Source organism: Mycobacterium numidiamassiliense, from assembly GCF_900157365.1.
Lineage (GTDB): Bacteria > Actinomycetota > Actinomycetes > Mycobacteriales > Mycobacteriaceae > Mycobacterium > Mycobacterium numidiamassiliense.
In genome coordinates, this window is sequence record NZ_FUEZ01000004.1 from 2,305,050 (window position 1) to 2,321,525 (window position 16,476).

A 16,476-nucleotide genomic window follows, 5' to 3' on the forward strand; every position below is an offset into this window, starting at 1 on the left:
TTTAACTCACCGGGCGAGTCGACCTTCAGTCCGTGAAGTCGATCCGCACCGATACGGGCGTCGTTTCGAGCGCCTTTACCAACCTGGCCCCTAGTCGGCCGAACTTGCGACCTCGCGCGACGACGTCGTCGTCCGGCCTAAATGTTGCGAGCCCGGGCCGCCAGTTATCCCCGTCGCGCATACGGACATTCGGATTGTCGGCGATATTGCTGCCCCAACCGGAGCGAGTGCCGTGCTGGCTGATCACCCACGCCCCTTTGGAGTCGAACTGCGCCGACACCGGAACACGGCGTGGTTGGCCGGTCTTGCGGCCGATGGTCTCCAACTCGGTGGCCAGCGCGGTGCGCAGCCCCAGTCGGCTGAGGGCCCTCACCGTCGGGTTGAACAAATACCGGCCGAACGCGCGTTCCCGGTGGAACTTCCGCAGTGTCTTGCCGTCGCGAGTGTTCATCATCGTCTCTCTCAAATGTGTTCATCCTGTTCGGTGTTGAGTGCCGCTCAACGACGGTAGACCGATTGGTATAGTAGTAGACCGGTTGGTATAGTTCAACCACGAAATTTCGAGGGATTCGAGAGGCGGCATGTTATGTCAGCGCGCGACGCGCTCATCGCGAGTGCCACCGGACTGGTTCGACGCAGGGGTGTCGCCGGCACTGGCCTCAGCGCGCTGCTGGAGGACAGTGGAGTCGCGCGACGCACCGTCTATCTGAACTTTCCCGGCGGCAAAGAGGAACTCATTGCCGAGGCCACTCGCGAGGCCGGACAGGCGTTGACGGCGGTGATTCGGTCAGCGGGCGATGATGATCCGGCGCAAGCGATTCAGGCCTTCATCGACCAGTGGAAGGCCGCGCTTGATGAGAGTCAATTGGAAGCGGGCTGCCCTATCGTGGCCGCGGTCCTGGGTCGCGTCGACGCACCGGCAGCCGCACAGGCGGCCGCCGAGGCGTTTGATGACTGGCAGACGGTCGTCGCCGACCGCTTAGTCGGGGCTGGAGTAGTCCCCGACACGGCGCGCTCGCTGGCTGCGTTGACCATCGCGTCCATCGAGGGCGCCATCATCATCGCGCTCGCTTCGCAGTCGCCAGACCCGCTCGACCATGTCGGCCGGCACTTGATCGAAACGATCAAGCTTCATCTTCCGGGCTAAACAACAAACCGTCGGTCCGACGGCTGCGTCAGAGGTGGCTCACCACGAAAGTTGCGGCCTGACTGGGCATCCCGGACTCCAGATAGGACAGATGCACCGGGGAGAACAGCTCGTCATGCGTGGGCAGCGCCCAGGTCCCGCCCGGCGTGCATACCGGATCGCCGGGCGCGCACAAGTCGATGGCCTTCGCCCCGTACCAGGGGCTGACCACACTTATCGGTGCACCCAGGTACCTGTCCGATGGATTGCCGAAGGTGGCGAGCGCGGCAACATGAGCGGCTTCGTCGGCCGTCAGGATGTCGGGGATCAAGCCGGCAATCGGTGCCTGGGCGATGGTGGTCAAGTCTATCACCATGGCGCCCTGGGAGTATCCGCCGAGCACCAGTTTGGTGTTGGGGCAGTTGGCAACCATCGACCTGACGTGTGCGTGGGCATCGACGGCGCCGGCCGATGAGGACGGAGCGAAATCGTCGCCAGCGGGGTAGTTGCTGGCATACACACCGACGGACCGGCCTCCGACCTGTGAGCGCAGTGCGTCGATAAATGCCTGTCCGACGCCACCAACGCCGGGCGCTTCCTCGGTGCCGCGGGCGAACGTCACCTCGACATCGGGGCAGGGAGCGGCGGACGCGGGGGCGATGAGGGTCGAAGCGCTCAGCAAGGCCGCCGACGTCGCCGCCATCGCGGCAGCCAGCAGACGAGTGAGTTGGCGTGCGTTCACGCCACCATGCTCACATATGGCGACCGACAGCTACCGTCCACGTCGCGCCACGCGTGGCCGTGGGAATGGCCGGGCATGCCGAAATGTTGAGGCGGGCATGACGCAAGAAGTACGGCCCAGCAGTGGTGGCAGACGGCGATCGAGGCCTACCCCCACTACGTCGAGCTGCAGTCGCTGAGGGACAGGAAGATCCCGGTCTTCGTCCTCGAATGACCGACTAAACGGTGAAGCCCAGGACCCCCTCGCCCCTGGGCTTCACCGCCCGTCAACGCGGCGCGATGTGCCCTGGCGCGACAGAAGCCGTTCCTGTTCGTAGGCCTGGCTGGCTGTTTTCAGCTTCTGAAAGCTGTCGGGTGCCTGGAACTGGGACAACACTTCGAGGAAGGCGTTGGCGATCTCGCGGGCCTTCAATACCAGCGGTTCGCTCCCGTCTACTTCCCGTGAGAACCGGAACGCCTCGGTTCTCAGCGCAGCCAGCTCCTCTTCATCGGCAGTCACCAGACGGCTTAACCAGTGCTCACCGAGAAACCAGAAGGCCAGCACGGCGAGGTCGTCGGCGCGTTGGAGTGGGTGACTCATGTTCGGCATTCGTAGCCAGGTGCCCCACGGATGGGACGAATCGGATGATGTTGTGGGCCACATCTCGTAGAAGTCTTTGCTGATGCCATCGAGTCCGGCGCCATCTCGCCACAGCCGGTCGAGGCGACCGCATTGACGATGCTGGGCGCACTGCGAGAGGCAACTCTTACATCGCGCGCAGACGATCAGCAGCAAGGGCGCGAGGACGTCGGCGCGGTGATCGACCGGCTGGTCGATTCCCTGCGCGCGGTTACACCGTCCCGAGTTGGGAAGAACAATTTAGTCGTCTTAGCCCAACGCAATTGGGTCCAAACCGAAATCGGTGCGTACGGCCTCGACAAAGTCAGTGACGGCCGCACTCGACGCCTGGTCCCAGTTATTCGCCGGTGTGCCTGCCTCGGAAATAAGGGCCGCAAGAAGTGTGACGATCGCCGCGTACTGAGCTTTTTGCAGGGTGTCGTTAGGCATTATCAACTTCATTTCCGCCATAACGCTATTTAATTCAAACATTTGAGGCGCCGCGGCGAGCGCCGCGCGGAACGTGGCGGCTGCAATTTTCTCAAGCATGGAAGGAGTCGGTTCCGCTGCGTGCGAGAGGAGCTCGATCGCCTGAGAGGCTGTTGCCGCGGCCGCGCCGGCTTTTACCTGCTCCACCAGGTGCTTGACATCTTGATTGGACGACACTAGTTCATCAAATTCCGGAGATAATTCCTTGAACTTCGACGAACTAATCGCGCCCTGCACTATGTCCAAGGTCTTCACGAAGCGAACCGATACATCGCGCAATAGTACGTCGCGCTGCCTTTTGGTTTCAACGGTTTCCGCTCTATGAAATGCGGCTTTAGAGGATATGAACGTCGTAAAGCCGCCAACACCGGCACCTAGCAACGTCGCAAGCGAAGTGAGTACAGCCTGATCCATGTGCATACGCGTAAATGTAGACGGCCGCCGGCTGGCCTGCTCCCTGAGCGCCAAATCCGTTGCAGCCGAACCAGATGCAGGCGGCACCAGCCCCGGGGCCGACTGCGCCTGAGCGTCTGCGGTGACCGGCACCGGCTGAAACCCGGACCACCTGAGAGCTCGGTGCCCGGTGGATTGAGCGCCGCCGGGCCGCCGTCCTTGTCACCTGAGAATTAAGAACCGCGTCGTCTTAGGCCAACGCTATCGGGTCCAAACCGAAATCGCTTCGTACCGCATCGACAAAGTCGGTGACGGCCGCACCCGAGGCTTGGTTTCCGTTACTCGTTGGTGTGCCGGCCTCGGAAATATGAGCCTCGAAAAGTGTGACGATCGCGGCGTACTGAGCTTTTAGCAGGACATCGCTAGGCATTATCAACTTCATTTCCGTCATAATGTCATTTAGTTCAGCCATTTGAGGTGCCGCGCCAAGCGCCGAGCGGAGCGTGACGGCTGCAATTTGCTCAAGTGTGGGAGGAGTCGTCTCCGTTGCGCCCGAGAGGAGCTCGATCGCCTGACCGGCTGTTGCCGCGCCCGTGCCGGCTTTTACCTGCTCGAAGAGGTTTCTGACGACGTGATTGGACGACATTAGTTCATCAAGTCCCGCGGATAATTCTAACGTCGATGACAAACTGATGGCGCTCTGTGCTATATCTAAGCTTTTCACGAAGCGAAGCGATGCATCGCGGATTAATGCTTGATGCTGTATTTTGGTTACAACAGTTTCTCCGCGATAAAATGTCGGTTTAGTGGAAATGAATGACGTAAGGCCGCCACCACCGGTACCTAATAGCGTCGCACCCGAAGTGAGTACAACCTGATCGGTATGCACCAACGGCTGCGAGCCCGGCTGCCCGCCGAGCGCCAAGTTCGGCGCAGCCGGTGAAGGCAGGTGCTCCAACGAAGCCCACTGCAGCGGATCCCCAAGGGGGGCCGTCGGCGCCGGCGCCCCGACAGCTGTTACGGCACCGGGAACCGCGAGGGGCGCGGCCACCCCCGGTACGGCCTGCACCGGGGCCAACCCCGGTGCAGCCTGCGGCACCCCCGAAGCCGATTGCGGCTGAACTCCCGGAGCAGACTGCGGCTGGGCTCCAGGAGCCGATTGCGGCTGAGCCCCCGGAACCTGTCCCGCGGGCGTCGACGTCCCGGCCGTCGTCGTTCCCGATGTCGACGAGGTTGTCGAAGCCGACGAGGTCGTCGAAGTCGTCGAAGTCGTCGCCGATGTCGTTGTCGCCGCCGGGGCCGCCGCGGTCGGCGTCGCCGTCGTTGCCGGCGTCACCACCGGTGCCGCCGGGGCGAGGGAGCCGCTGCTGACGGTAACCGTGGCGCCGCCCTGAACGCCGCCGGTGACGGAACCGCCGGGGCCGACGGTGACGGTCGAGCCCGCGGGGACGGTGACGGAGCCCGAGCTGACGCTGACGTTGGCGCCCTCGAAGCCGCGGGGGAGGGTGGCGGTGGCGTTGGGGAGGATGTTGAAGGCCGGGTAGTCGGAGTAGGTGAGGGTGGCGCCACCGGGGCCGGCCGTGACGGTCCCCTGGACGGGAACGTTGATGGTGGAGCCCTGGCCGACTGTGACGGCGCCCTCGTTGACCACGACCGTGGCGCCTTTGGGGCCGGCGGTGTCGACGGCGTTAGGTCCGATGGTGGTCGGGCTCGGCTGTTGGTTGCCGCAGTGCCCCATCGACCTGGAGTGGCCATGCCCGCGGCCTGGTTGGCCGCGGCCAGCGTTGCGGCCGCCGCCATCCGGGCCGTCCCCCTTAGTGGTCGGCGGCGGCTCACGAAAGGGGCGCAGAGCGCTCGCCGACTCGGACGCATAGGCGTAGCCGTACATGGCGGCGGCGTCCTGGGCCCACATCTCCAGGTACTGGGCTTCGGTGACCGCGATCGCCGGGGTGTTCTGCCCGAAGAAATTGGTTGCGATCAACGCCATCTTCAGTGTCCGGTTAGCGGTGACCACCGGCGGGGGCACCGTCATCGCGAACGCCGCCTCATAGGCCGCCGCCGCCGCGTAGGCATTGACGGCGGTCTGCCCAGCCGCAGCCCCGGTCGCTGAGAGCCACCCCACGTAGGGTTTCACCGCGGCCGCCATCGCTATCGACGTCGGGCCTAACCACACGTGGCCGGTCAGCCCTGCAATCACAGCGGAGTAGCCGGCCGCAGTGGACTCCAGCTCGGCCGCCAGCGCGTGCCAGCCCGCCGCGGCGGCCAGCAACGTCCCGGCCCCCGGCCCGGCATACATGCGCCCAGAGTTGATCTCCGGCGGCAACAGCGCAAAATCCGGCATGTCTATTCGCTTTTCGGGAGTCACGCGTGTTGATCGTTAGCAGGAGCGTACGCGGGAATGTCGGGATCGGACGCGGCTCCGGCAAACCTCGCGTAACAGCAGGATTAAATTCCGCCGTGAACGATCGCGTAGCTACGTGGCAGTCGTCGGTGCCGGGTCGCTGCTACGTCGGCCAGCAAGCCGGTGCGGTTCGGTGACCGATTCGATCGCTGCCATCACTGTTGGCCAGGTCGCGCGAAATCCGTCGCTGGGGTCCCCCCTGCCCCTGATAACTCCCTACTCGAAACGCTCCGGCGTGCGGCGAGCGCGGTCATCACCGACGCTCCTAGGGTGGTTGTCGCGGTGGGCACGCAGGATGCGTTCGGTCTGCAGGTAAACCTGTTCCTGCAGGTGCTCTGTGCGGGAGTTCTTGGAGGATTTCTTGAGTTTGGAGGGCGTGTAGTAGCCGCCGTTGCCCGTGGCCGTGGCCAGGTCAGGGTCGGTCATGATCCGCACGACTCCGCGGGAGCCTTTACTGGGGTGGCCGTATAGCGGTGCGCCGAACCGTGCCATCAGCCCGAAGATTCCGCCGGCCTTGGCGCCGAAATCCGATTTCACGGTGCCGGGGCTGACCGCGTTGACCGTGACCCCGCGGCCGTCGAGTCGGCGAGCCAGGGCATAGGTGTAGAGCAGGTTGGTCAACTTGGCGTTGAAGTAGGCCTGAGTCTGGCTGTACTTACCCGGATAGGACCAGTCGGTCTCGACTTTCCCGCGCCCCTCGATCAACGCGGTCATGTTGGCTACCCGCGACGGTCTTCCCAAGGAATCCGCACCCGCATGCAGCAGGTCGAGGAGTCCGTCTGTCAGGGCGGCTACCGCCACGTGGTTGATGGCCATGGTCATCTCGAAGCCATCTGAGGACAGCCGCCGCTCGTTGAACCCGGCGCCGGCGTTGTTGACCAGACCATGGATGCCCTGGGGGGCGGCGGCTCGGACGGCGTCTGCCAGCTGTCGCGCGCCGGCGATCGAGCTCAGATCGGCGGCGACCGGGATGACCCTGCCAGCCCCGTTACCGTCGACCGCGAGGTTTTCAACGCTGGCGCCCGCCGCTTCCGGAGTGCGGCCGTGCGTCAGGACGGTGGCTCCCTCGTCACCGAGAAGGCGGGCAGTCTCGTACCCGATGCCACCCTTGGTGGTGCCGGTGACCAGGACGGTCTGGCCCCGCAACCGGCCGCTTGGGGAGGGCTGCTTGCTCATTGAAGTCTCCTAATCGTGAGGTTTGGGCTGAGAGTGGCGGGCGTTGCGCCCAGGATCAGATGGGTGTGGCAGCCGTTCACAGAACGGATTGGCGGCCACCGTCGACCGGGACGACGGCACCGGTGATGAAGCTCGACTCCTCGCTGCACAGGTAGGCGATGGCGTTGGCGATTTCGATGGGCTGGGCGGCACGGCCCAACGGAATGGCAGCGACGAAGGTGGGCAGCATGTGTGCCATCGGATCCATCGCCGGAGTCATTGTGGGACCCAGCGCGACGGCGTTGACGCGCACGCCCTGGGGCCCGTATTCCGCGGCCCAGGAGCGGGTCAGCGATTCCAGGGCTGCCTTGGCGGCGCCGTAGCCGGCCATCCCGGCCTGGCCGCGGTCGGCGACCATCGTGGACACATTCACGATCGCGCCGCCGCCGTTTCCCGCCATCGCCGGGGCATACGCTGCGGTCAGCAGGAACGGTGCTTTGACGTTGACCGCGAACATGGCGTCCAAACCAGCTTCGGTGGCCTCCGCGGTCGGGGCCAATTCCCAGAAACCGGCATTGTTGACCAGAATGTCGACGTCCCCGGCCTCCTGAATCAGCCGTCGCACGTCGTCGGAAACGTTCAGGTCGGCGGCGATGAAGCGGGCAGGTGCGCTTGCGGTGGCGAGATCCTCGACCACGGCTTTGCCGCGAGATTCGTTGCGGCCGGTGACGATCACAGCGGCGCCATGCTGGGCGAACAGTTTCGCGGTTTCCCGACCGACACCGGACGTAGCGCCCGTGACGAGGACCTTCTTGCCATCGAATCTCATCGGCTGTTCCTTCTCAGTTGACGTTGGCTACGTACGGCATAGCGTCCCTCCACAATTATGGAATGTCAAATCCATAATGAGGATTCACGGAAGGGCGGGGAGGTCAACGCGCTCACCTGTCGGTCGGACCATCATCACTGCAAGAAAGGCATTTCAGCAATCCTGCAGAAGCCGTGTCAGCTCGCTCCGAATTGGTGTTAGCATCCTGGAACTGAGCCAAGAATGGATTCAAGAATCCGCCAGCGGTAGCATCGACGGCATGGACGCATCGACCACCGGACCGCGGATCACGGCGAAGGGTCAGATCACCCGGCAGCGCATCATTAGCACCGCCGCCGGACTGTTTCACCTCCACGGCATCAGCGCCACCCGGCTCGACGACGTCAAAGACGCCGCCGGCGTCAGCAGTTCACAGCTTTACCTGTATTTCGCGGACAAAGACGCCCTGGTCAAGGCGGTCATCGCGTATCAGACCGACATGATGGTGGACATCCAACGCACCGCCAACTTCAAGACCAAGGCCGGCCGGCGCGCCTGGCGGGACTCGATCGTCGACACGCAACGCCGGCGAAACTGTGAAGGCGGCTGCCCGCTGGGCTCGTTGACCTACGAAGTCACCAAACCCGACGCCGACGCCCGAGACATCATCGCCGCCAGTTTCCGCCGCTGGCAGGAGATCCTGGAATCGGATCTGCGGATGCTGCAGTCCAGCGGGAAACTGTCCTACGAGCAGACCCCCCAGAAGTTGGCCATGGCCAGCATCGCCGCGGTGCAAGGCGGACTTCTGCTCTGCCAGGTACAGCGCAGCACCGAGCCGCTGGAAGCCGCCCTGGACTCCATATTGGAGTTCATCGATGCCCTGTCCCTGCCCGCTCCTTAACTGCTCGCGGGGGCCGTCGCTCGCGACGGGCCGCCGAACAGGCAGAGGACCCGCTGATTAAGAGTCAGCTGCCTCGAGCGGCGGCTTGGCAGTCGCAACTCGCTGGCCAGACCCGGCTCACCGTCGGCGCCGCCCATGCCCTGGCAGTTGTTCGCGAAGCTGGGCCCGCTTAGTTGCCACCGAGCGCGGATGAATGGCAATCAACTCAACCGACCAAACACCCTATTCTCCAACACTTCTCAATAACAACCAAGCCATGTCAACATCACCACTACCGCCCCATCCATCTGGTCTAATTCCCAAAACAGTTACACTGCAACAAGTTACAGTCACGACATCCGAAAATACTGCTGGCACATTTACACAAGGGTGCGAGAATGACTGCGGCGCAGCAAGCGTCGAAGCCCCGGCTGTGAGCAGATTCGCTGTTGTTAACCATTTCGAAGCTCATGCGGTGGTCGATCAACTACTACATCGACACCGCGAAGACAGCTGAGCGCGCCACCTCCGATCTGCAGCGCACTAACGGTGGATTGGGGGAGTGCTACTCCGAGCACGAGACCCAGACCGGAAACCCACTCCGACCAGTGCCCCCGGCACGACTCGAACGTGCGACCTAGGGATTAGAAGGCCCTTGCTCTATCCACCTGAGCTACGGAGGCAATGCGCAGGTCAGTCTATCGAACAGCGGCCGGTACGCCGACCCGCCGCCGCGACGCGCCGACCCGCCGTCGCGACGCGCCTGAAAAACCTTCCCATGCGCCAATTATCGGCTATGGTGGGGCCCTCGACACACGTACATCACCGGCTGGTAAACAGCCGTTAACCGCAACGAGGCGTGTGCATAGCGTCGAGGGGTGACGTTGTAATGAGCGTGGTCATGAGCATGACTTCGCGGTATGCACGGGCGGGTGCCCAAGCGCTGCGAATGGCATCCGATGCCCAAGGTACCTATCGCGCCAGCGCCTTATTACTGCGTGGCTCACCGTCGGCGCTGGGCTGGTTCGCCGGCTGGCTCTCGACCGAATTCCCCCCGCATGTGGTCACCGGACACGCGCTGTCCCGGGTGTCGCGCCCGTCCATCGGCGAAGTCGGCAAGACCTGGGCCGCGCAGCGGGCCGACGAAGCCCTCACAGCCGCCCTGGTGGAGTCTTTTGGACCGGACTTTGGTGACCAGGTTTATCACCCGACCAGCGAGGAGTCCGAGTGCGCGCCCCGCGGCGGGTGGTTGCACCGCCCTGGGCCCCATCGCCGGTACGCAGCGCAGACTTCGGACATCTCATACGGCCCCGGTGGCCGCGACAACCTGCTCGACATCTGGCGACGCCACGACATGGCGCCGGGCCGGCGTGCACCGGTGCTCATTCAGGTCCCCGGCGGGGCGTGGGCCGTCAACGGCAAGCGCGGACAGGCGTACACGCTGATGAGCCGGATGGTCGAACTCGGCTGGATCTGCGTATCGATCGACTACAGCAAAAGCCCGCGCAGCACCTTTCCCGCCCACCTCATTGACGTCAAGCGGGCCATCGCCTGGGTCCGCGAGAACATCGCCGACTACGGCGGCGACCCTGACTTCATCGCGATCACCGGCGGCTCAGCGGGTGGGCATCTCGCATCGTTGGCCGCGCTTACGCCCAACGACCCGACGTTTCAGCCCGGGTTCGAAGACGCCGACACGACGGTCCAGGCCGCGGTGCCGTATTACGGCGTCTACGACTTCACCAACGCCGAAGTCATGCACGAGCTGATGCTGCCGTTCCTGGAGCACTTCGTCATGCGGGCCCGCTACGCCGAGAAGCCCGAACGCTTCCAGGCGGCGTCGCCAATTTCCTACGTGCACAAGCAAGCACCGCCATTCTTCGTGCTGCACGGTGAGAAAGACGAGCTGGTTCCGTGCAGCCAGGCCCGGACCTTCTGCGCGGCCATGCGCGACGCCGGAGCCGCCACCGTGGCCTACGCCGAGCTGGCCAATGCCCACCACGCCTTCGACATCCTCTCCACGGTCCGATCGCGGCTCGCGGCCAATGCCGTCGCCGACTTCCTGGGCATCGCCTACGGGCAGCGGGAGAGCGCGCTCATCGATTCGTGGCCGCTCTCGGCGACACCGGCCAGCTGATCGCGCAGATCAACTGCCAGCCACAACGTCTCATCCGTCGGGTCGCGGCAGCGGCCTTAGCAACTGAATCGTGCCTTTCACCGCCGCGGCAACCCGACTAGCGTTGGTGTGGCAATTGGGTGAGCAGTGCCGAGGCAGGAGGCGTGTGCGGCAGTGACGCGGTTAGCGCTTCGAGTTGATCATCATGACTGAGCCCTTCGTGGCCAGTGGATTGTCCGACGAGCTTGGACCGGTCGACTACCTGCTGCATCGCGGTGAAGCCAATCCCCGGACTCGGTCGGGGATCATGGCGCTCGAACTCCTGGACAGCACGCCGGACTGGGAGCGGTTCCGCACCCGATTCGAGAACGCCTCCCGGCGGGTGCTGCGATTGCGGCAGAAAGTCGTGGTGCCGACGCTGCCGACGGCCAACCCGCGCTGGGTGGTGGATCCCGACTTCAACCTGGACTTCCACGTCCGCCGGGTGCGGGTGTCGGAACCCGGCACGCTGCGTGAGGTATTCGACCTCGCCGATCTCATCCTGCAGTCGCCGCTGGACATATCCCGGCCGCTGTGGACGGCCACCCTCGTCGAGGGCCTGCCCGACGGCAAGGCCGCGACGTTGCTGCATGTCAGCCATGCGGTCACCGACGGCGTCGGCGGCGTCGAGATGTTCGCCGAGATCTACGACCTGGAGCGCGATCCGCCGGCCCGGCCGACGCCGCCGTTGCCGGTCCCGCAGGACCTGTCGGGCAACGATCTGATGCGGGAGGGCTTCAATCGCCTCCCGATCGCCGTGGTCGGCAGTGCGTTGAACGCACTGTCCGGGGCGGTGTCGGTAGCCGGACGGGCGATTCTGGAACCGGTGTCCACGGTGTCGGGAATTGTGAACTACGCGGTATCCGGCATGCGGGTGCTCAACCGCGCCGCCGAGCCGTCGCCGCTGCTGCGCCGGCGCAGTCTGGCCACCCGTTCCGAAGCGATCGACATTCCGCTGTCCGATCTGCACAAGGCCGCGAAGGCCGGTGGGGGATCGATCAACGACGCGTATCTCGCCGGCCTGTCGGGCGCCTTGCGGCGCTATCACGAGGCGCTCGGTGTGCCGATCGGCACGCTGCCGATGGCGGTGCCCGTCAGCCTGCGGGCCGACGCCGATACCGCCGGGGGCAATCGGTTCACCGGCGTCAACCTGGCCGCGCCGATCGGTACCGCGGACCCGATTTCCCGGATGCAGAAGATCCGGGCGCAGATGACACAGCGCCGCGACGAGCCCGCAATGAACATCATCGGTTCGATGGCGCCGGTGCTCAGTGTGCTCCCCACCGCGGTGTTGGAGGGGATCACCGGCTCGGTGGTCGGCGCGGACGTACAAGCCAGCAATGTCCCGGTGTACCCCGGAGACACCTACATCGCCGGCGCAAAGGTCCTGCGGCAGTATGGGATTGGTCCGCTGCCAGGTGTGGCGATGATGGTGGTGCTGATTTCCCGGGGCGGATGGTGCACGATCACCGTGCGCTACGACAGGGCTTCCGTGCGCGACGAGGCGCTGTTCGCCCAATGCTTGCTGGAGGGTTTCAACGAGATTCTCGCCTTGGCCGGTGATCCGGCGCCGCGCGCAGTACCCGCTTCCTTTGTCGCACAAGCAGATTCGGAGTCGCGATCGGTGTCAGGTTCATGAGCGCTGCTGATAGCCACGAGACATCAACGCCGGCAGGTGATTTGCGGTTACCTGGCTCGGTTGCCGAGATTCTCGCCAGTCCTGCCGGCCCCAAAGTCGGCGCATTCTTTGACCTGGATGGAACCTTGGTCGCCGGCTTCACCGCGGTCATCCTCACCCAAGAGCGCCTGCGGAAACGCGACATGGGTGTGGGTGAGTTGCTCAGCATGGTGCAGGCAGGCCTGAACCATCGGCTCGGACGTCTCGAGTTCGAAGACCTGATCGGCAAGGCCGCCTCGGCACTCGCCGGGAGATTGATCGACGACTTGGAGGAGATCGGCGAGCGGCTGTTCGTCCAGAGGATCGAGTCCCGGATCTACCCGGAGATGCGCGAGCTGGTGCGGGCCCACGTGGCGCGCGGCCACACCGTGGTGCTCAGCTCGTCGGCGCTGACCATCCAGGTCAACCCGGTCGCCAACTTCCTGGGGATCGTGAACACGCTGACCAACAAGTTCGAGACCAATGACGACGGGCAGCTCACCGGCGAAGTCGTGGCGCCGATCCTGTGGGGGCCCGGGAAAGCCGCTGCGGTACAACGGTTTGCGGCCGAGAACGGCATCGACCTCAAGGACAGCTACTTCTACGCCGACGGTGACGAGGATGTCGCCCTGATGTACTTGGTCGGCAATCCGCGACCCACCAACCCCGAAGGCAAGATGGCCGCCGTCGCCAAGCGGCGCGGCTGGCCGATCCTGAAATTCAGCAGCCGGGGTACCGTCGGCATCCGCAGGCAGGTGCGAACGATTGCCGGACTGGGCTCGATGTTCCCGGTCGGGGCCGGCGCCGTGGCGATGGGCTTGCTGACCGGCAGCCGGCGACGCGGCGCCAATTTCTTTACCTCCAACTTTTCCCAGTTGGTCCTGGCGACCACCGGCGTGGAACTTAACGTGATCGGACGAGAAAACCTCAACGCGCAGCGTCCCGCCGTCTTTATCTATAACCACCGCAATCAGGTTGACCCGGTCATTGCCGGTGCGCTGGTGAAAGACAACTGGGTTGCGGTGGCCAAGAAGGAGTTGCAAAAGAACCCCATCATGGCGCTCCTCGGCAAGGCCCTGGACGGTGTGTTCATCGACCGCGACGATGCGACCGCCGCGGTGGAGACGATGCGCACGGTCGAAGATCGAGCCAAAAACGGGCTCTCGATCCTGATGGCTCCGGAAGGCACCCGGCTCGACACCACCGAGGTCGGGCCGTTCAAAAAGGGGCCGTTCCGTCTGGCGATGGCGGCGGGGATCCCGATCGTCCCCATCGTCATCCGTAACGCGGAGATCGTCGCCGCTCGGAATTCCGCCACGATAAATCCGGGTACCGTCGACGTCGCGGTGTTTCCGCCAATCCCCTTGCAGGACTGGACACTTGACACGCTGCCCGAGCACATTGCCCAGGTGCGCCAGCTGTATCTGGACACGTTGGCCAACTGGCCCGTCGACGAGCTGCCCGCGGTCGCTCTCTACGCCGGGAAGAAGGCGGCGAAGAAGGCGCCGACGAAGAAGGCCGCGGCCAAGCCGGTCGCGAAAGCCGCCGCAAGAAAAGCCCCGGCGAAGAAGGCCGTGGCCAAGAAGGCCGTGGCCAAGAAGGCTGCGGCCAAGAAGCCTGCGACCGGCCCGGCTGCAAGGGCGGGCAAGAACGGCAGCGCCGACCCGACAACCGCTGGGCCCGAAGGAAACACGTGACCCAACCGGCCGCAGATACCAGCGCGGTCTTGACCGCGCAACATGCGCTGGTATTGGCGTCCATGGACTCCGACGTCGAAACGCAGCTGGTGATGGATTGGCTGGATCGGCAGCGGATCCGCAACCCCGGCGCGAAGTTCGACCTCTTGAAACTGCCGTCCGCTGACGCGCCGCCGACCGACCTGACGCAGCTCGTCCAGCAGCTCGAGTCGGCCGACGACCGGTCGATCGTGCCGGTGCGGGTCTTCTGGCTGCCGGCCCCGGATCGCGGCAGAATCGCCACCCTCGCTGGGCTGCTGCCGAACCGAGATCCCTACCATCCCAACCGGCGTCAGCAGCGCCAGATCGTCCGCGACGATCCCGGCCGGGCCCGCGTGGTGGCCGGCGAGGCGGCCAAGGCATCCGAACTGCGCCAGCAGTGGCGCGACACCACCGTCGGCGAGGACCAGCGCGATTTCGCCCAGTTCGTCGCGCGCCGCGCCGTCTTGGCGATCGAGCGCGCCGAATACCGCATCCTCGGACCGCAGTACAAGTCGCCGCGGCTGGTGAAGCCAGAGATCCTGGCGTCCGCACGATTTCGCGCCGGCCTGGCGAAAATCCCTGGCGCAACCGTCGACGAAGCCGGCGAGATGCTCGACGAACTCTCCACCGGGTGGAGCAGAGCGTCGGTCGACCTGGTGTCCGGCCTGGGCAGATTGATCAGCCGCGGCTTCGAACCGGAAATCGACTACGACGAATATCAAGTCGCGGCGCTGCGCGCCGGGCTGGAAGTGCATCCGGCGGTGCTGCTGTTCTCACACCGGTCCTACATCGACGGGGCGGTGGTGCCGGTCGCAATGCAGGAGAACCGGCTGCCCCCGGTGCATGTGTTCGCGGGAATCAACCTGTCCTTCGGGCTGATGGGACCGCTGCTGCGCCGTTCCGGTGTCATCTTCATCCGCCGCAACATCGCCGATAACCCGCTCTACAAATACGTGTTGCGCGAATACGTCGGCTACATCGTGGAAAAGCGATTCAACCTGAGCTGGTCCATCGAGGGCACCCGCTCGCGCACCGGCAAGATGCTGCCGCCCAAGCTTGGTCTGATGAGCTACGTGGCCGACGCTTACCTGGATGGCCGCAGCGAAGACATTCTCCTGCAACCGGTTTCGATCAGCTTCGATCAGCTACACGAGACGGCCGAGTACGCCGACTATGCCCGCGGCGGCGAGAAGACACCCGAGGGCGTTGGCTGGCTGTACAACTTCATCAAGGCCCAGGGCGAACGCAACTACGGCAAGATCTATGTCCGCTTCCCGGAAGCGGTTTCGATGCGGCAGTACCTCGGCCCATCGCACGGCCAGCCGGTCGGAGATAATGATGCGAAACGACTTGCGCTGCAGAAGATGTCGTTCGAAGTCGCATGGCGAATTCTGCGGGCGACACCGGTGACGGCGACGGGTCTGGTGTGTGCGCTGCTGCTCACCACTCACGGTGCGGCGCTGACCCTTGGTCAGCTGCACCACACGTTGCAAGACTCGCTGGATTACCTGGACCGCAAACAAACTCCGGTATCGACGAGTGCGCTGCGGCTGCGCACCCGCGACGGTGTGCGTGCCGCGGTCGACGCCTTGTCGAACGGGCATCCGATCACCCGGGTCGACAGTGGGCGTGAGCCGGTGTGGCGCATCGCGCCCGACGATGAGCTTGCTGCGGCGTTCTACCGGAACTCGGTCATTCACACCTTTTTGGAGACCTCGATCGTCGAGCTTGCCCTGGCGCACGTCCGGAACGACACGGCCGCTCAGGGCGATCGCATGGAGGCGTTCTGGGCCCAGGCGATGCGGTTGCGCGATCTGCTGAAATTCGATTTCTATTTCGCCGACTCGGCGGCGTTCCGCGACAACATCGCCGAAGAGATGGCATGGCACGACGACTGGCAGGCCCACGTCGCCGCCGGGGGCGACGAGATCGACGCCATGCTGTTTGCCAAGCGCCCATTGATGTCGGACGCGATGCTGCGAGTGTTCTTCGAGGCCTATGAGATTGTTGCCGACGTGCTGCGCGATGCTCCCGCCGATATCGGCGAGAAGGAGCTGACCGAGCTGGCGCTCGGCGTCGGCCAGCAGTACGTGGCCCAAACTCGGGTCCGCAGCTGCGAATCGGTATCGACCCTGCTGTTCGCCACCGCGCGCCAGGTGGTCGTCGACCAGAAGCTGGTCGCCCCGGCCGGCGATCTCGCCGAACGCCGCGTCGCTTTCCGACGCGAATTGCGCGCAATTGTGCGAGATTGCGATTATGTCGGGCGCATCGCGCGCGATCAGTTCGTCGCCCGCGAATTCAAAGCCCGCCAGGAAGACCCTGCCCGGCAAGCCGGGTAGTGCGGGCTCCCCGGGG

12 protein-coding genes, 1 tRNA gene and 2 pseudogenes are annotated in these 16,476 nt (G+C 64.6%); 8 read left to right on the forward strand and 7 right to left on the reverse strand.

Annotated elements, in window-relative coordinates:
- Positions 1 to 25: 25 nt before the first annotated feature.
- Positions 26 to 454, reverse strand: a complete 429-nt coding sequence (locus tag MNAB215_RS19485) for a nitroreductase family deazaflavin-dependent oxidoreductase (RefSeq protein WP_077080265.1) — start codon at positions 452 to 454, stop codon at positions 26 to 28.
- A gap of 132 nt (positions 455 to 586) precedes the next feature.
- Between MNAB215_RS19485 and MNAB215_RS19490 the strand changes: the two genes are divergently transcribed.
- The gene (locus MNAB215_RS19490) at positions 587 to 1,147 is read left to right on the forward strand and encodes a TetR/AcrR family transcriptional regulator (RefSeq protein ID WP_077080266.1); all 561 of its coding nucleotides are present in this window, start codon (positions 587 to 589) and stop codon (positions 1,145 to 1,147) included.
- Between the two features lie 28 nt (positions 1,148 to 1,175).
- Here MNAB215_RS19490 and MNAB215_RS19495 read toward each other — a convergent pair whose 3' ends face one another.
- Complete coding sequence (locus tag MNAB215_RS19495) at positions 1,176 to 1,868, reverse strand: cutinase family protein (protein ID WP_174604604.1); 693 nt, start codon at positions 1,866 to 1,868, stop codon at positions 1,176 to 1,178.
- A gap of 126 nt (positions 1,869 to 1,994) precedes the next feature.
- Here MNAB215_RS19495 and MNAB215_RS30805 point away from each other — a divergent pair.
- Positions 1,995 to 2,081 (forward strand): annotated as a pseudogene (locus tag MNAB215_RS30805) (nitroreductase family deazaflavin-dependent oxidoreductase); the annotation flags it as partial.
- Positions 2,082 to 2,123: 42 nt separating this feature from the next.
- On the opposite strand, the gene MNAB215_RS29795 reads toward MNAB215_RS30805, so the two are convergent.
- Positions 2,124 to 2,642, reverse strand: a complete 519-nt coding sequence (locus MNAB215_RS29795) for a hypothetical protein (RefSeq protein ID WP_165691589.1) — start codon at positions 2,640 to 2,642, stop codon at positions 2,124 to 2,126.
- Here MNAB215_RS29795 and MNAB215_RS30705 point away from each other — a divergent pair.
- Positions 2,550 to 2,948, forward strand: a complete 399-nt coding sequence (locus MNAB215_RS30705; RefSeq protein WP_342743256.1) for a hypothetical protein — start codon at positions 2,550 to 2,552, stop codon at positions 2,946 to 2,948. The two genes, MNAB215_RS29795 and MNAB215_RS30705, sit on opposite strands and share 93 nt — an antisense overlap.
- A gap of 2,203 nt (positions 2,949 to 5,151) precedes the next feature.
- Here the strand turns inward: MNAB215_RS30705 and MNAB215_RS30710 are convergent.
- From MNAB215_RS30710 to MNAB215_RS19525, 3 genes and pseudogenes are all read right to left on the reverse strand, one after another.
- Positions 5,152 to 5,688, reverse strand: a pseudogene (locus tag MNAB215_RS30710) (PPE family protein); the annotation flags it as partial.
- A gap of 276 nt (positions 5,689 to 5,964) precedes the next feature.
- Complete coding sequence (locus MNAB215_RS19520; RefSeq protein ID WP_083746180.1) at positions 5,965 to 6,924, reverse strand: SDR family NAD(P)-dependent oxidoreductase; 960 nt, start codon at positions 6,922 to 6,924, stop codon at positions 5,965 to 5,967.
- A 76-nt stretch (positions 6,925 to 7,000) separates the two neighbouring features.
- A complete protein-coding gene (locus MNAB215_RS19525) occupies positions 7,001 to 7,732 on the reverse strand; it encodes an SDR family NAD(P)-dependent oxidoreductase (protein WP_077080270.1) in 732 nt (243 codons plus the stop codon).
- 259 nt (positions 7,733 to 7,991) lie between these two features.
- Between MNAB215_RS19525 and MNAB215_RS19530 the strand changes: the two genes are divergently transcribed.
- A complete protein-coding gene (locus tag MNAB215_RS19530) occupies positions 7,992 to 8,612 on the forward strand; it encodes a TetR/AcrR family transcriptional regulator (protein WP_077080271.1) in 621 nt (206 codons plus the stop codon).
- 588 nt (positions 8,613 to 9,200) lie between these two features.
- On the opposite strand, the gene MNAB215_RS19535 is transcribed toward MNAB215_RS19530, so the two are convergent.
- Positions 9,201 to 9,274: transfer RNA gene (locus tag MNAB215_RS19535), tRNA-Arg, on the reverse strand.
- Positions 9,275 to 9,480: 206 nt separating this feature from the next.
- Here MNAB215_RS19535 and lipQ point away from each other — a divergent pair.
- From lipQ to MNAB215_RS19555, 4 genes are all read left to right on the forward strand, one after another.
- The gene (lipQ, locus tag MNAB215_RS19540) at positions 9,481 to 10,728 is read left to right on the forward strand and encodes an esterase LipQ (RefSeq protein ID WP_077080272.1); all 1,248 of its coding nucleotides are present in this window, start codon (positions 9,481 to 9,483) and stop codon (positions 10,726 to 10,728) included.
- A gap of 184 nt (positions 10,729 to 10,912) precedes the next feature.
- Positions 10,913 to 12,385, forward strand: a complete 1,473-nt coding sequence (locus MNAB215_RS19545; protein ID WP_077082167.1) for a WS/DGAT/MGAT family O-acyltransferase — start codon at positions 10,913 to 10,915, stop codon at positions 12,383 to 12,385.
- A complete protein-coding gene (locus tag MNAB215_RS19550) occupies positions 12,382 to 14,100 on the forward strand; it encodes an HAD-IB family hydrolase/lysophospholipid acyltransferase family protein (RefSeq protein ID WP_077080273.1) in 1,719 nt (572 codons plus the stop codon). The genes MNAB215_RS19545 and MNAB215_RS19550 overlap by 4 nt, the downstream gene beginning before the upstream one ends.
- Positions 14,097 to 16,460 carry a glycerol-3-phosphate 1-O-acyltransferase gene (locus tag MNAB215_RS19555; protein ID WP_077080274.1) on the forward strand — a complete coding sequence of 788 codons (2,364 nt, stop codon included), beginning with the start codon at positions 14,097 to 14,099 and terminating at the stop codon, positions 16,458 to 16,460. The genes MNAB215_RS19550 and MNAB215_RS19555 overlap by 4 nt, the downstream gene beginning before the upstream one ends.
- The last annotated feature ends 16 nt before the right edge of the window (positions 16,461 to 16,476 follow it).

What these genes read in the sequence shown, in the direction of transcription:
- MNAB215_RS19530 (WP_077080271.1), top strand. Translation starts at nt 7,992, where the DNA reads ATGGACGCATCGACCACCGGACCGCGGATCACGGCGAAGGGTCAGATC.
- MNAB215_RS19550 (WP_077080273.1), top strand. Translation starts at nt 12,382, where the DNA reads ATGAGCGCTGCTGATAGCCACGAGACATCAACGCCGGCAGGTGATTTG.
- MNAB215_RS19525 (WP_077080270.1), bottom strand. Translation starts at nt 7,732, where the DNA reads ATGAGATTCGATGGCAAGAAGGTCCTCGTCACGGGCGCTACGTCCGGT.
- MNAB215_RS19520 (WP_083746180.1), bottom strand. Translation starts at nt 6,924, where the DNA reads ATGAGCAAGCAGCCCTCCCCAAGCGGCCGGTTGCGGGGCCAGACCGTC.
- MNAB215_RS19490 (WP_077080266.1), top strand. Translation starts at nt 587, where the DNA reads ATGTCAGCGCGCGACGCGCTCATCGCGAGTGCCACCGGACTGGTTCGA.
- MNAB215_RS19545 (WP_077082167.1), top strand. Translation starts at nt 10,913, where the DNA reads ATGACTGAGCCCTTCGTGGCCAGTGGATTGTCCGACGAGCTTGGACCG.
- MNAB215_RS19485 (WP_077080265.1), bottom strand. Translation starts at nt 454, where the DNA reads ATGATGAACACTCGCGACGGCAAGACACTGCGGAAGTTCCACCGGGAA.
- lipQ (WP_077080272.1), top strand. Translation starts at nt 9,481, where the DNA reads ATGAGCGTGGTCATGAGCATGACTTCGCGGTATGCACGGGCGGGTGCC.